Annotated in this window: 11 protein-coding genes; 3 read left to right on the top strand and 8 right to left on the bottom strand. The window is 45.3% G+C overall.

Annotation, left to right across the window (positions count from 1 at the left end; all coding sequences use genetic code 11):
• The first annotated feature begins 26 nt into the window (after positions 1–26).
• Both QOS03_RS02375 and QOS03_RS02370 read left to right on the top strand, forming a co-directional pair.
• Complete coding sequence (locus QOS03_RS02375) at positions 27–1,688, top strand: recombinase family protein (RefSeq protein WP_283575213.1); 1,662 nt, start codon at positions 27–29, stop codon at positions 1,686–1,688.
• Positions 1,681–3,258 (top strand): recombinase family protein, encoded by a 1,578-nt coding sequence (locus QOS03_RS02370; protein ID WP_283575212.1) that lies wholly within the window; start codon positions 1,681–1,683, stop codon positions 3,256–3,258. Before QOS03_RS02375 ends, QOS03_RS02370 begins: the two co-directional genes overlap by 8 nt.
• A 40-nt stretch (positions 3,259–3,298) precedes the next feature.
• On the opposite strand, the gene QOS03_RS02365 is transcribed toward QOS03_RS02370, so the two are convergent.
• Complete coding sequence (locus QOS03_RS02365) at positions 3,299–4,459, bottom strand: CPBP family intramembrane glutamic endopeptidase (protein ID WP_283575211.1); 1,161 nt, start codon at positions 4,457–4,459, stop codon at positions 3,299–3,301.
• Positions 4,460–4,771: 312 nt separating this feature from the next.
• Here QOS03_RS02365 and QOS03_RS02360 point away from each other — a divergent pair, with 312 nt between their 5' ends.
• A complete protein-coding gene (locus QOS03_RS02360; protein ID WP_235021412.1) occupies positions 4,772–5,086 on the top strand; it encodes a YjdF family protein in 315 nt (104 codons plus the stop codon).
• 491 nt (positions 5,087–5,577) lie between these two features.
• Here QOS03_RS02360 and rlmD read toward each other — a convergent pair whose 3' ends face one another.
• The 7 genes from rlmD to ligA all read right to left on the bottom strand — a co-directional run bounded on the left by rlmD (position 5,578) and on the right by ligA (position 14,564).
• Positions 5,578–6,957 carry a 23S rRNA (uracil(1939)-C(5))-methyltransferase RlmD gene (gene rlmD / locus QOS03_RS02355; RefSeq protein WP_283575210.1) on the bottom strand — a complete coding sequence of 460 codons (1,380 nt, stop codon included), beginning with the start codon at positions 6,955–6,957 and terminating at the stop codon, positions 5,578–5,580.
• A gap of 66 nt (positions 6,958–7,023) precedes the next feature.
• Positions 7,024–8,037, bottom strand: coding sequence for a diacylglycerol kinase (locus QOS03_RS02350; protein WP_283575209.1), 1,014 nt, complete (start codon positions 8,035–8,037; stop codon positions 7,024–7,026).
• A gap of 24 nt (positions 8,038–8,061) precedes the next feature.
• Entirely contained in the window at positions 8,062–9,486 is a 1,425-nt protein-coding gene (gene gatB / locus QOS03_RS02345; RefSeq protein ID WP_283575208.1) for an Asp-tRNA(Asn)/Glu-tRNA(Gln) amidotransferase subunit GatB, read from the bottom strand.
• Between the two features lies 1 nt (position 9,487).
• The gene (gene gatA / locus QOS03_RS02340; RefSeq protein WP_283575207.1) at positions 9,488–10,960 is read right to left on the bottom strand and encodes an Asp-tRNA(Asn)/Glu-tRNA(Gln) amidotransferase subunit GatA; all 1,473 of its coding nucleotides are present in this window, start codon (positions 10,958–10,960) and stop codon (positions 9,488–9,490) included.
• The gene (gatC, locus tag QOS03_RS02335; protein WP_074504983.1) at positions 10,960–11,274 is read right to left on the bottom strand and encodes an Asp-tRNA(Asn)/Glu-tRNA(Gln) amidotransferase subunit GatC; all 315 of its coding nucleotides are present in this window, start codon (positions 11,272–11,274) and stop codon (positions 10,960–10,962) included. Before gatC ends, gatA begins: the two co-directional genes overlap by 1 nt.
• A 115-nt stretch (positions 11,275–11,389) precedes the next feature.
• Entirely contained in the window at positions 11,390–12,517 is a 1,128-nt protein-coding gene (locus QOS03_RS02330; RefSeq protein WP_272215280.1) for a CamS family sex pheromone protein, read from the bottom strand.
• A gap of 1 nt (position 12,518) precedes the next feature.
• Positions 12,519–14,564: an NAD-dependent DNA ligase LigA gene (ligA, locus tag QOS03_RS02325; protein WP_283575206.1), complete on the bottom strand. Its 2,046-nt coding sequence runs from the start codon at positions 14,562–14,564 to the stop codon at positions 12,519–12,521.
• Positions 14,565–14,573: the final 9 nt, after the last annotated feature.

Raw genomic sequence — 14,573 nt, 5'->3', positions numbered from 1 at the left:
ACCACACTGACGAAAGGAGGTTTGTCATGTCAACCATTACCAAAATTCAAGGTTGCCAACATGATGTCAAGCAACTCCGTGTGGCAGCCTACTGTCGAGTTTCAACCGATAATTTTGAACAACTAGAAAGTCTTGAAAATCAACGTGCCCATTATCAAAAGTACATTAACAACCACCCTAATTGGGAGCTGGCTAAGATCTACTATGATGAAGGAATCTCAGGCACCAAGATGACCAAGCGGAACGCCTTAAAAGAATTACTAACTGATTGTCATAATCACCGGATTGACCTCGTGGTGACCAAATCAATTAGCCGTTTGTCACGAAATACAACTGATTGTTTGCAGATTGTCCGGGAATTACAGCAATTGAATATTCCAATTATCTTTGAGAAAGAGCATATCAATACTGGAGCAATGGCCAGTGAGTTATTTCTATCGATTCTTAGCAGTATTGCCCAGGATGAATCCCACTCAACTGCCGGAAATCTACGCTGGGCAATCAGGAAACGTTTTGCTAGTGGCAAATTCCATGTATCCTCAGCACCCTATGGATATTCAATTGAGGATGGCAACTTAGTTATCAACCATACTGAAGCAAAGACTGTACGACAAATCTTTCAACGATTTCTAAGTGGAACATCAGCCAGTCAAATTGCTAAAGAATTAAATCAAAAGCAGGTATCAACAAAACGTGGTGGCCAATGGCGTAGTAACACTGTAATTAATATCTTGCGAAACAGTAATTACACCGGTGATATGCTCTGCCAGAAAACCTACCGTGACGATCAATATCATCGTCATTTTAACCAAGGTGAACTCGCTCAATATCTAATTGAAGATCATCACCCTAGTTTGATTAACCATGAAAACTTTAACAGAGTGCAAGTTCTGCTTAAAGAAGCCGTCAAAAAACGCCATATCGAAACTGGCAGCCATAAGTATCAACAGCACTACCTATTTTCTAGCAAAATCATCTGTGGTCAATGTGGGACGATTTTCAAACGACAAACGCGGCCACATAAAATCTACTGGGCCTGCCAGCAACATTTAAGATCTGCTCAGCAATGTCCAACTAAGGCAGTGTCTGAAGCCAGTCTGAAAGCTGCCTTCTGCAATATGATAAATAAGCTAGTTTACAGTAAGAAGTTCTTACTTCAGCCATTGTTAGAAGGCCTGAAAGAAGAAGCTAATGTCAACAGCGATGGTCAACTGATTTCTTTAACTAAGCAAATCAAAGCAAATGACCACAAAGCTGAAACGCTCACCGAATTGATGCATGCCGGTTTATTAGATAAAGCGATCTACGTCAACCAAACCGCTAGACTCGAGCAAGACACTTACCAATGTCAGGAAAAGATTAAACAGCTTAATGGCCAAAATACTGATTCAGCAAATGACTTTGAGGATGTTCGTACCTTATTACGTTGGTGCCATCAAGGGAAACAGCTTACTGAGTTTGATGAAGGTGTATTTCAAGAATTTGTTCAACAGATTGTGGTTAACAGTTCAAACAAAGCAACGTTCATCTTGAAATGTGGATTAAAGCTACCTGAAAAGCTAAACAAAAATGCCACTATCGATGGACACTTTTATCGTGACATCATCAAACAACGTTACAACGATCCAATCAAACAAACAGAATATTTGTACAGTATTATCGAAAGTGAAGGTGATTTAATTGGGTAAAGTGAGGATTATCCCCGCTCATCAGCAAAAAGGCAATAGCGTTCAACCGCAAAAAAATAGACTACCATTTGAACAGCTCCGAGTGGCCGCCTACTGCCGGGTTTCGACTGATTATGATGAACAAGCCAGTTCATATGAAACTCAGGTGGCTCACTATAAAGAATTAATTCAAAAAGAACCAACCTGGGAGTTTGCAGGTATCTACGCCGATGATGGAATCTCAGGGACTAACACTAAGAAGCGGGAACAATTTAATCAGATGATTGCAGACTGCAAAGCCGGTAAAATTGACCTGATCGTCACTAAATCAATTAGCCGGTTTGCTCGAAATACCATTGATTGTTTGAAGTATATCCGAGACTTAAAAGCCATCAATGTGGCCATCTTCTTTGAAAAAGAGAACATCAACACCATGGATGCCAAAGGGGAGGTGCTGATTACCATCATGGCTTCTCTTGCCCAACAAGAAAGTGAATCCCTATCGCAAAACGTTAAAATGGGAATCCAGTACCGCTACCAACAAGGTAAGGTCTTCGTCAACCATAATCATTTTCTCGGCTATACCAAGGACGCTCAGGGTAATCTGGTAATTGAACCGGAAGAAGCTAAAGTCATCAAACGGATCTTCTATAGTTATCTAAACGGGATGAGTATGAAGCAAATCGCGGACTCACTCAAAGCTGATGGTATTTTAACTGGTGGTAAAACAAAGAACTGGCAATCCAGCGGTGTTTCAAAAATTCTAAAGAATGAGAAATACATGGGTGATGCTCTATTGCAAAAGACTTACACTGTTGATTTTCTGAGCAAGAAACGCGTCAAGAATAACGGTATCATGCCTCAATACTATGTAGAAAACGACCATCCCGCGATTATTCCCAAGCCGGTATTCATGCAAGTCCAGCAGCTCATCAAACAACGACAAAACGGGATCACTACTAAGAATGGTAAGCACCGGCGACTTAACGGCAAATATTGTTTCTCCCAAATAGTCTTTTGTGGAAAATGCGGCGACATTTTTCAACGGAATATGTGGTACCGACCAGAAAAGGTAGCAGTCTGGCGTTGTGCTAGTCGAATAAAGCGAAGCAAAACCGGAAGGCGATGCATGATTAGAAATGTCAAAGAACCACTGCTAAAGGAAGCCACCGTAGAAGCCTTTAACCAGCTCATTGAAGGACACGAGTTAGCTGGCAAACAGATCAAGGCTAACATTATGAAGGTCATAAAAAACTCTAAAGGACCTACCCTTGATCAGCTCGATAAGCAACTGGAAGAGGTCCAAATGCAGCTCATCCAGGCCGCCAACCAGCATCAAAATTGCGATGCCCTCACCCAGCAAATCATGGACTTACGAAAGCAAAGAGCAAAGGTGCAAAGCAGGGAAACTAACCAGCAAGCAAAACTACACAGCACTGATGAAATCAATAAACTGATCGAATTCCACAAATATGGCTTGGTAGATTTTGATGAACAACTAGTTCGCCGCCTAATCGAAAAAATCACCATCTTTCAACGCTACATGGGGTTCACGTTCAAAGATGGTGAAGTGGTTAAAGTTAAGTTGTAAATATTCAGGATATACGGCACTCGGTCATTTTGGCTGGGTGTCATTTTTTAATATTTCCTTTAGATACTAATAAATCAACATGATTTTCCATTACTTGGCGTTTCTTGCCAAACATCATCCAGACGAGGAGCGCTAACATTAAAACGGCTAAGTTAATTACTGACTGGTAATCACCTAAGGTAATGTTCCCACTCAATGACGAGTTTCCAGTAGCACTATACGAAAGCAAGTCCATTACAAAATGAATGAAGACAACAAGTTCTAAGTGGCCCGAATATAAGAACAGCAACGAAAAGAAAATCCCTGATACTGCAGTGAAACAGAATTGATAGATTGTTAAAGGCAAGCTTTGTTCTGTCAGATTGAGGAAATGAAACAGACCAAAAAGAAGTGAGCTGCAAATAATGGCAATCGGTATTCTTAGCCTTAGCTTCTTAGCAAAAGACAATAACAAGGTTAGAATGCCAAAGCGGCACAGCACTTCTTCCCCAATCCCTGCTTCCATTGCTCCCAATAGCAACCGCCAAAAGCGCAAAAAACTCAATTTTCCCCAACTGGTGGTATTCATTAGATTGCTGTATATGAACAAGACAACCAGTATGGCAAATACTGAGTCCACTAAAACATTGCCCTTGGAATGACTTTTAATTAATGAAATTGGATCACCAAAGTGCCATACTCGCATTGCTCTTATCAAACTGATTGTATACGCAACTGCTCCAATCAAACCGGTTGAAAAGAATGCCCCAAACCAGGGATTGGTTGAAGCAATTATTCCAAAATAAGCTGACGGTGCAATTGCTATCTGGAAAAAGTAAATCAACCAAAATAGTCTTAACCAGTTATTTGTAATTGGGGCAATAAATTGCTGAACATATAGCAAAAATGAGACCGCATACCAAATTAAAATACAGAAAGCAACTAGTGGCGCAAACTTAAAAGGAGTGACAAGTGTCAATAAAGTTCCCGCCGTATACGAAAAAGCAAATGGCTGGAATAGTATTTGAACAATTGTATTCACTTTCCGAATTGTTTCTGGCAGACTGAGATATTCACCAGCTAAATATGCTCCCAAAATAATTATTGAAACGATACCCATAGCAAATTTCGCCGGTCGGGTAAAAAGGTTGATGACCTGAATTCCAACTAATATCATCACTTGTAAAAGACAGCAACGCTTAATATTTTTACTAGGTTCCATTGTGACCGTCCCCCTTATTCCTCATCCTTAATTATACTAGATCGTGAAATATCAAGGAATATTAAGCGAGTTAGATTAACTCTATAGTAATAAGTTTGGGTAAATCCAGATAAAGTATGAGGGATTTTCAAGATGTGCATCTCCTTAAAAATTTGCGGTGATCTTAAACCTAATATTATACAGAATTATGATACTATTAATCTTAGAAAGTAAAAACACAGTTCGGTTGGTAGTCCGGACGTCAGCACACGTTGATCAGTATCCTTCCCCTCCGGGATGTCCCTCTTTCGTAATTTAACTTAAGGAGGGGACATGATGGTTATTCGATCTTGTCTAGCAATTGTTTTTGATGGTAGCTTTTATAAGGCGATTTTGGAGTGTCACAATGGCAAAGATTACTCAGTAGCATCTGTTATACTTGGTAGCTCTGAACCAAAGACATCACTAATTCTAAAGCTAGTTAATAACGATTATCAGCGGTTCCACTTTCACCACGTAACAGATAAAACAATAAAGATTTCTAAGCATGTTAATCCCAAACGTGCCCAACGATTGGCTAACAAGGTAATGAAGCATCAAGGTATTAGCACTAAAGCTCAAAGTACCTTGCAAAAACAATTTGAATAAAAGAAAAAATTACGAAAGGCCGAGCGCTCTGCTAAAAAACGACTGACAAACAAATTTCGTTATCAAAAGAGAGTAGCAAAGCGTCGCAAAAAACATCGTGGTCATTAATACACTGCATGATTGTCATTTAGTGATGATCATGCTTTTTTATCTGAACATAGTTGAGTGTACAATTCTCCTGAATTATAGCTGTCCAATATGATAAGTTCTGAGTTTTGCTTCAGTAACTTTGTCAACTCAACATTCAATTATAATTCGACCATAATTGCATTTCTTCTCAACACCATCATATCAACGCTCACCTCTACTTTCACTACCCTAATCGACACGACCTGCCAAACTGGACCTTTGTCTACTCGACTATCGAAATAGGACATAGAACACTCGACCCGCCAGCTTCAAATAGAAAAAGTGTACTAATTCCAATCATTCTGAAAGAAAAAAGTACACTTTTAATCATCCGTAAATGCCGTTACACCGGCGGTTATCAGCTATTTTTCTGTACGTTCCAGGACAGTAACAGACTCAACATGCGGTGTCTGAGGAAACTGGTCTACTGGCTGGATTGGCTTAGCTACATGATAGCCTGCCTGATCAAAACGTTGGAGGTCACGAACCAGCGTTGCTTGGTTGCAGCTGATATAGATAATCTTAGCTGGCGCCATCTTGCCGGCAGCATCGATCAAGGTTTCATCAAGACCTTTACGCGGCGGGTCAACGATCAAGACATCGGGCTTCAACCCTTCTTTTTGCCATTTTGCCATCTGTTCTTCGGCCTTGCCCACTACAAACTCGGCATTCTCGATCTGGTTGACCTTGGCATTTTGCTTGGCATCTTCAATCGCGGCTGGGACGATCTCAACCCCATAGACCTTCTTGGCATGCTTGGCCACCGCCAAAGAAATCGTGCCAATGCCACAATAAGCATCGATCACGGTCTGCGTACCATCCAGTCCGGCTGCTTCAATTGCCGTTTGATACAGCTTTTCGGTCTGCTGGGGGTTGACCTGGTAAAACGACAGCGGTGAAATCGTAAAGTCAATACCAAGGAGCTGATCATGAATCGTATCACTGCCCCAAAGCGTATGATTTTCCAAGCCTAAAAGTTTGTTCGTCCGCTTGGTGTTGATGTTTTGCACGATGCTCTTAACCTCTGGCACCCCGCTGACGATCCCGGCTGCGATTTCTTCGGCATGCGGCAGCTGTTTGGTATTGGTAACCAGAACCACCATGATCTCATGACTATAGTAGCCGCGGCGGACCATGACCGTTCGAATGCAGCCACGACCAGTTCTTTCATCATAGGCACGAATGTTGTATTTACGTAGCAGATCACGTACCACCAAAATAGCAGCGTCGATTTTAGGATCTTGAATGTAGAAATCTTCAATTGGTACCAAATCATGACTGCCTCGTTTATAAAAGCCAGTCTGCAGCTGACCTTTCATGTACTTAACCGGTACCTGAGCCTTATTGCGGTACTGGTATGGGTGATCCATCCCCATCGTTGGCATGACTTTTATTTCATCCAAATGAGCTTTTTTGAGCAGTTCTTCAATCTGATGCTGCTTGAATTTCAGCTGCGCCGGATAACTTAAAATCCCCAATGGTGCGATCCCCGTCTTTAAGTAGCGAGCGTCCTTAATTTCCACACGGTCGGGACTCTTGGTCTTTAATTCTTGCAGCTCGCCCCAGGCAAACTTGGTCGTCACCTTAACTACCTTGATTTCGACCTGCTCACCTGGCAAGACGTATGGAACAAAGATCGGGTAACCTTCAACCTTAATGACGCCGTTGCCTTCATAAGTCAGGTCCGCCACCGTTGCCGTCAGTACCTCGCCTTTATGAACCGGTACATTGATTTTTGCCATGTTTCTCTCCTTTAGCAAACACAGGGACTGCTGACAAGATTGCCCGCAGCCCCTGTTTGGTTTCTATTATTTTTGTGATGAATCGTCGTCGTGGATATTGTCGACTTCGCGTACAAAGTCGTCTTCTACCCGCTTCATATCTGGTGACATAGTGATTGCATCATCTGGAATCTCATCTAGGTTGGCGACGACTTCCAAGTGCTGCTTGAGATTGCGGAAATGCATCGGCGCATCGCCACCATACTCGCCATCCAGATTGATCATCACGCGATCTTTTGGATCAACGGGCGTAACGTCAATCTCGCTGGCCTTGGCGTAGATGATACCAGGATCGCCAATGTGCTTACCTTGCAAAGCCTTGGCCATCAATCGCATCATGCCGATTAAATTGCTTTCCTTAACGATGATCATGGTAAACTTGCCATCATCAAGCGCAGCATCTGGTACGATCTGTTCAAAACCGCCCACCGAATTGGTCAAGGCAATCAGAATCGTTGAAGCCTGCCCACGATATTCATGACCATCGTATTTGATGTCCATTTCAACCGGCTTGATTCTAGGAAGCAGTTCAGCCCCTTTTGCCAGGTAGGCCAGATAGCCAAACAGCGACTTCATCTGAGAAGGCACCTCATAAGTCAGCTCCGTCAAGGTCCCCCCGGCTGCGATGTTCATAAAGTAATTGTCACCGGCTTGACCAATATCGATCTTGAACTTCTTGTTTTTGCGCAAGATCAGCTTGGCCGCTGCGATCGGATCATCACGCGGAATCCGCAGGGCACGCGCATAGTCATTGGTTGTCCCCGCTGGAATGATTGCCAAAGCTGGCCGTTTCTCCAGTCCGGCAATTCCGTTGACAACCTCGCTGAGCGTACCATCACCACCCGCGGCAACGATCAGATCAAAGCCTTCCTTGGCTGCCCGCGTTGCCTCGTTCTTAGCCGAATTAGGTGCCGGCGTCGTTGCGAACGCACTGGTCTCGTAGCCGGCCTTTTCATAGACTGCCAAAATGTCGACCAGGTCATTGCGCATGGCTTCACGCCCCGACGTCGGGTTATAAATAATCCGTGCTCGTTTTCGCATAGTTTCCTCCGCCATCAAATCAGTTTACTTTTCGTTCAAGGCCTTCATCAAAAGCTTGTTGACCACACCAGGGTTGGCCTTACCACGCGTCTGCTTCATGATTTGACCAACCAGGAAGCCTACTGCCCGGTCCTTACCGTTCTTGTAGTCTTCGATGGATTGTTCGTTGTTGGCCAAAACATCATCAACGATTGGCTGCAGCTTGGCTGGATCAGACAACTGAACCAGACCGTTCTTTTCAGCATAGGCAGCTGGGTCTTCACCATCCAGAATTCCCTTGAAGACCTTCTTGGCCATCTTAGATGAGATCGTGCCGTCATCGATCAGCTTGATCATCCCGGCTAAGTTGGCTGGCGTCAGCTTGGTATCCTGTAAATCAACCTGCTTGTCGTTTAAGTAGCTGTTGACGTCGTTCATCAGATAGTTGGCAGCCTTCTTTGGATCAGCCCCCAAAGCAATCGTAGCCTCAAAGAAATCAGACATTTCCTTGGTCTGCGTCAAAACCATAGCGTCGTATGCACTCAGACCCAGATCGTTAGTGTAGCGAGCACGCCGCTCACCAGGCATTTCTGGCATGGCGTCTTGAATTTCTTGAATCCATTCATCGCTGACTTCCAAAGGTGGAATATCTGGTTCTGGGAAGTAACGGTAGTCATCGCTGCCTTCTTTGGTCCGCATGGAGATGGTTTCGCCGGTTGCCTCGTCAAAGCGCCGCGTTTCTTGGGCAATCGTGCCACCAGACATAATCACCTTTTCATGCCGCTGCTGCTCAAAGTTCAATGCCTTGCGCACGAAATTGAAACTGTTGATGTTCTTCATTTCGGTCTTGGTACCAAACTTATCAGAACCGATTGGACGAATAGAGATGTTGGTGTCAACCCGCATTGAACCTTCTTCCATCTTAACGTCGGAGATCCCGGTAAACTGGATCCGTTGACGCAAGGCTTCCAGGTAGGCCACGGCTTCTTCTGGCGAGGCAATGTCTGGCTTGGAGACAATTTCGATCAAAGGCGTGCCTTGCCGGTTCAAGTCCACGTAGGAGTAGTTGCTCGTGTGCGTGTTTTTACCGGCATCTTCTTCAATGTGCATCTCCTTGATCCCGATCTTCTTCTTTTTGCCATCAACTTCAATTTCAATCCAGCCGTCATGCGCGATTGGCGTTTCAGATTGAGTTACCTGATAGGCCTTAGGGTTGTCAGGATAGAAATAGTTTTTCCGGTCAAAGTGCATGTGCTTTGAAATCTGCGCGTGCAATGCCAAACCGGCCATAATCCCATCACGAACCACGCCCTTGTTAAGCGTTGGCAAGGTGCCTGGGTAGGCCCAGTCAATTACGTTGGTGTTGGCGTTTGGTTCATCACCGAATTCTACTGGCGTTGGACTGTAGATCTTGGAGTGGGTCTTCAATTCTACGTGGACTTCAAGCCCAATGGTCGTTTCAAAGTTCATCTTAGTCTTGACCCCCTAACTTTGGCGTTTGTTTGTGGAAGTCGGTCGTCTGTTCAAAAACATAACCGGCATTGTAGATCGTTTGTTCATCAAAGGCCTTACCGATAATGTGCAGACCAACTGGCAGGCCATTGTCAAAGCCAGCTGGCAGCGACATTGCCGGCAGACCAGCCATGTTAACGGGAACGGTCAGAATGTCGTTCATGTACATCGTCTTTGGATCTGCAATCTCAGAACCGATTTCAAAAGCTGGGTTGGCGCCAGTAGGTCCCATGATCAAGTCGTGGTCTTTTAAGACGTTGGCAAAGTCTTGGGCAATCAGCGTCCGAATCTTGGCAGCTTTGTTGAAGTAGGCATCGTAAAAACCAGCCGAAAGCGAGAACGTTCCCAGCATGATCCGGCGCTTAACTTCATCACCAAAGCCCTGCGTCCGTGACTTGACGTAGACTTCTTCCAGCGTCTTAGCATCAGGTGCCCGGAAGCCATAGCGAATTCCATCGTAGCGCTGCAGATTGGATGACGCTTCTGATGAGGCCAGAATGTAGTAGGCTGGTACGCCATACTTGGTATGAGGCATCGAAACGTCCGTATCAATGATGGCACCCAGTTCTTCAAAGTGCTTCAAGGCCTTGTTGATGACAGTCCGCACGCCAGGTTGAATTCCTTCATCCAGGTATTCCTTTGGTACGGCAATCTTCAAGCCCTTAACGCTCGTGTTTTCATTCAGATTGGCGGCCCAGTCTGGTACCTGACGATCAGAAGACGTCATGTCGTGATCGTCTTGACCGCTGATGATTTGGGTCAGCAAGGCATTGTTCTTAACGCTGTTAGTGATCCAACCAATTTGATCAAAGCTGGAGCCAAATGCAATTGCCCCCCAACGCGATACCCGGCCGTAAGTTGGCTTTAAGCCGACCACGTTGTTGTATGATGATGGCATTCGAATTGAGCCACCCGTATCGGTACCAAGCGCACCAATCACGTCACCGGCTGCCACGGCTGCTGCCGAGCCACCAGAAGAACCGCCGGGAACGCGCGTCAGATCCCAAGGGTTATGGGTCGTAAAGAAGGCCGAGTTTTCCGTTGAGCCACCCATGGCAAACTCATCCAGGTTGGTCTTACCAACGTTAATGAAGTCTTGGTCATTCAGCTTTTCGATAACCGTAGCATCATAAATTGGCGTAAAGTTTTCCAGCATCTTGGAGGCCGCAGTTGTCTTAAGCCCCTTGGTTACGATGTTGTCCTTAATTGCCAATGGTACACCAGCCAACAGTTTATCAGCTGCAATGCCCGCATTGTCGATTTCTTCAGCGCGCATCAAGGCCGCATCCTCATTCAGCGTGATAAAGGCCTTGACGTCTGAATCGGTTGCCTTGATGCGATCAAAGGCAGCCTGCGTCAATTCCTTGGCACTGACCTTTTTGGCCTGCAAGTCTGCATGCAGCTGAGTCAAGTCGGTATCATTGAACTTCATTATTCGCCGTCCTCACTTTCATCATCCATGATTGCTGGCACCTTAATCAAGCCGCCTTCCGTGTCTGGAGCATTCTTAAGCAGGGCTTCTCGCTCGTTGCTTTTGACTGCAACGTCTTCGCGCATCACGTTGACACGATCCGTTGGCGAGTACATTGGGTCTACGCCATCGGTATTCTGCTCTTGCAGTTCCTCAAACATGTCGATGATGCTGCCCAGTTGTGGGGTAAACTTGGCGAGTTCGGCATCATTGAATTCCAGTTTGGCCAATTCGGCAACGTGCTTAACCTGCTGCTGATCGATCTGACTAGCCATTCTTTCTCCTCTTTTCCTTTAATTAGGTATTACATACGTTCATCTATTTTATCACACAAAACCCGTCGTTTTTAGCAAAAACGCCACCGCAAGCGCGATGACGTTCAATTTTTTATTAATACGACTCAAATACGTGCGTTCGGAAAGTATCGGATCCCGAATCACGGTAGACAACCGCCTGCATCTCTGAAGACGATTGAATCTTAATGTCGATTGGAATTCCATTTGGCAGATACTTCTTGGCCGCGCGTGCAATATATTGCGTAAAGCTTTGCACCTCAGACTGACTGTAGAACTGCGTCGTCACGGTGATGTGCATCCCTGACAGCGTACCGTTCTTGTATTGAGCCTGAGCCGTAACTCCACTAAGGTTCGGGAAGAAGCTTTGAATCTGACTCTTGAAGTTGGTAAAGCTGGTATTGTCGGTTTCGTTATCGCTGTTGGTTGAAGTAGCGTCACTGGCCTTTGGCAATACCTTGGTTGAGTAGTTCAGCTTCTTCCAGCTGCCGATCGTGCTGCCGCTGCTCTTGGAGTAAGCAAAGAAGCTGCCCCCAACCAGGCTGTCGTTTGGTGCCTGTTTGTACAGAGCAATCACGATTGGAATATCTTTCAGCGCGGACTTTTTGCGCAGCCGCTTGAGAATCTTTTGGGCTGCGATCTTGCCTTGACGCTGAATTTCAGCATCCGAAAGCTTCTTTTGGTAGGTTGGACCATCCGTTGTCTTTTGGTAGTAGTAGACTGAATTAATCCCGATCCCAATCGTCATTCCCTTTAAGGTCAGAGAATTGCCGTTTTGTACCATGAAGTCCTGTTCTTCAATCTGCTGAATGTATTCAGGATTTGGATTGCTTTTCTTGCCTTGTGCGGCATTCAAGCCGGTTGGATTGCTTTTGGTTTTGCGGCCCAGCCAGTTTTCAATCGTATCGGTACTCAGATACTGACCTTCTTGGAAGATATAGTTCTTGGTCGAGAAAACCTTTTTGGAGACTTCCGTCAGGCCGGTTTCAAAACTCTTCAGATTATAACTGTTGTCATTTTGATTAATATTGACCCCGCGCGCCTTGCTGACCTTGTAGTGACCATTTTGAATGACCCCTTGGTACTGACCACTGGAGGTTCCTGTCGTCGTAATCTTGCTGGATGACGAAGAAGATTTCTTACCAATGCTGCATGATGCCAACAGCACCGTACTCAGCAGCACGACTGTCGTCAACGTCAGCTTTTTTAGCTTCTGTAGTTTCACTTTAGTCCTCCTTCATCGCTTGAGCAAACCGACTCTCATTCCAAACCTCAATTCCCAGATCCTGGGCCTTGGTGAGTTTAGAGCCAGCCTTTTCTCCGGCGATGACCAAATCTGTTTTTTTAGACACGCTGCCAGTTACGCTGGCACCGCGTTCTTCCAGCCATTGTTTGGCCTGATCGCGCGTCATCTCATTGAGCTTGCCAGTCAAAACCACGCGCTTATTTTGCCATTCCTTAGCGGCTGCGCTGTTTTGATCAATCGGTGCCGGACCATGATATGCCATGTTGACACCAGCAGTTTCCAGTTCTTTGATCAATTCTTGGACTTGATCATTGGCAAAGTAGTTCTTTAGGCTGTCAGCAATCGTTGGTCCAATCGTATTGATTTGAGCAATTGACTCCTCATCAGCAGCCATCAAAGCCGCCATTGAACCAAAATGCTGTGCCAGAATCCGGGCTGCCTTGGCTCCGACATGACGAATGCCCAGGCCAAACAAAAGACGCTCAACAGAATTATTGCGACTGTTGTCAATCGATGTCAATAGGTTGGATGCTGATTTAGGTCCAAATTTATCTAATGTTAATAATTGATCGTAAGTCAGACGATACAAATCGGCAACATCATGAACCAAATGACGATCCCAGAGCTGCTCAATCACTCTTGGTCCTAAATGATCAATGTTCATGGCATTGCGCGAGGCAAAGTGAACCAGCCCCTCTTTAACCTGGGCCGGACACATTGGATTGATGCAGCGCAGTGCTACCTCATCATCCAAATGTACCAGCTTGGCCTGGCAAACCGGACAATTCTGAGGAATTTCATAAGGCTTGCTGTCAGTAGGGCGCTTATCCAAGATCACGCGTGAAATCTCGGGAATAATGTCGCCGGCCTTGTGCAGCAATACCGTGTCACCTAGGCGAATATCCTTGTCTTTTAGATAGTCAGGATTATGCAGCGAAGCTCGGCTAACCGTGGTCCCGGCCAATTGAACCGGATCCATGACCGCAGTCGGCGTAACATTGCCGGTTCGACCAACCGTCCACTCGATGTCTCTGACTACGGTTGCCTGCTCTTCAGGTGGAAACTTGTAGGCAATTTCCCAGCGTGGGACCTTGACCGTCGCCCCCAAGGCTGCTTCAACGTCCAATGCATTAACCTTTTCTACGATGCCGTCGATCCCATATGGCAAATCATCACGCTTGGTCGTGTATTCATCAATATAGGCTTTGATTTCTGCTTCATTATGCACGACGCGATTGAATTCATTGACATGAAATCCTAACTGCCGCATTTTGTCCAAAGCCTGGTCCTGAGTCTTAACGCCCAGCTTTTCATATTCTGGAATGTAATACATAAAAGTATCCAATTCTCGTTTAGCCGTGACTTTGGCATCCAGCTGCCGCAAACTGCCGGCCGCCGCGTTTCTTGGGTTGGCAAACGTTGGCAGGCCATTGGCTTCGCGTTCTTCATTTAATTTGGCAAACGCGGCTTTAGGCATGAAGCACTCACCGCGAAATTCCAATGACAGTGGCTCGGCAAGTTTTTGGGGAATCGACTTGATGGTCTTGACGTTTTCAGTGACGTCCTCGCCAATCGTACCGTTACCCCGCGTTGATCCTTGAATCAAGCGACCATTTTCATAGACCAGCGACAACGAGAGGCCATCAATCTTTAATTCCAGATTATATTCAACATCACCGGTAAAATTAGGATTGTCTTGTTGGCGAGCATTAAAGTCCATCAGCTCTTCAACCGAAAAAACATCCCCCATCGAAAGCATTGGAATATCATGTTCAACTTTGGTCAGATTCATTTCCGTTTCGCCACCGACTCTTTGGGTGGGTGAATCTGGCGTTACCAGTTCAGGGAAGCGTTGCTCAATCTCGACCAGGCGCTGATACTCACGGTCATACACATAGTCTTCAACGCTGGGAGCATCTTGCTCGTAGTATTCTTTTCCCCACTTGATCAAGCGCTCTTTTAGCGGACCAATCTCTTTGGTAGCTTCTTCTTGGGTCAGATTATTAACCGATTTTTGTTCTGTCATCACAGGCCT

The organism is Limosilactobacillus pulli, from assembly GCF_947381555.1.
Classification (GTDB): Bacteria; Bacillota; Bacilli; order Lactobacillales; family Lactobacillaceae; genus Limosilactobacillus; species Limosilactobacillus pulli.
The sequence above is the reverse complement of the archived record's forward strand: the minus strand, read 5'-3'. Positions and strand labels throughout refer to the sequence as shown.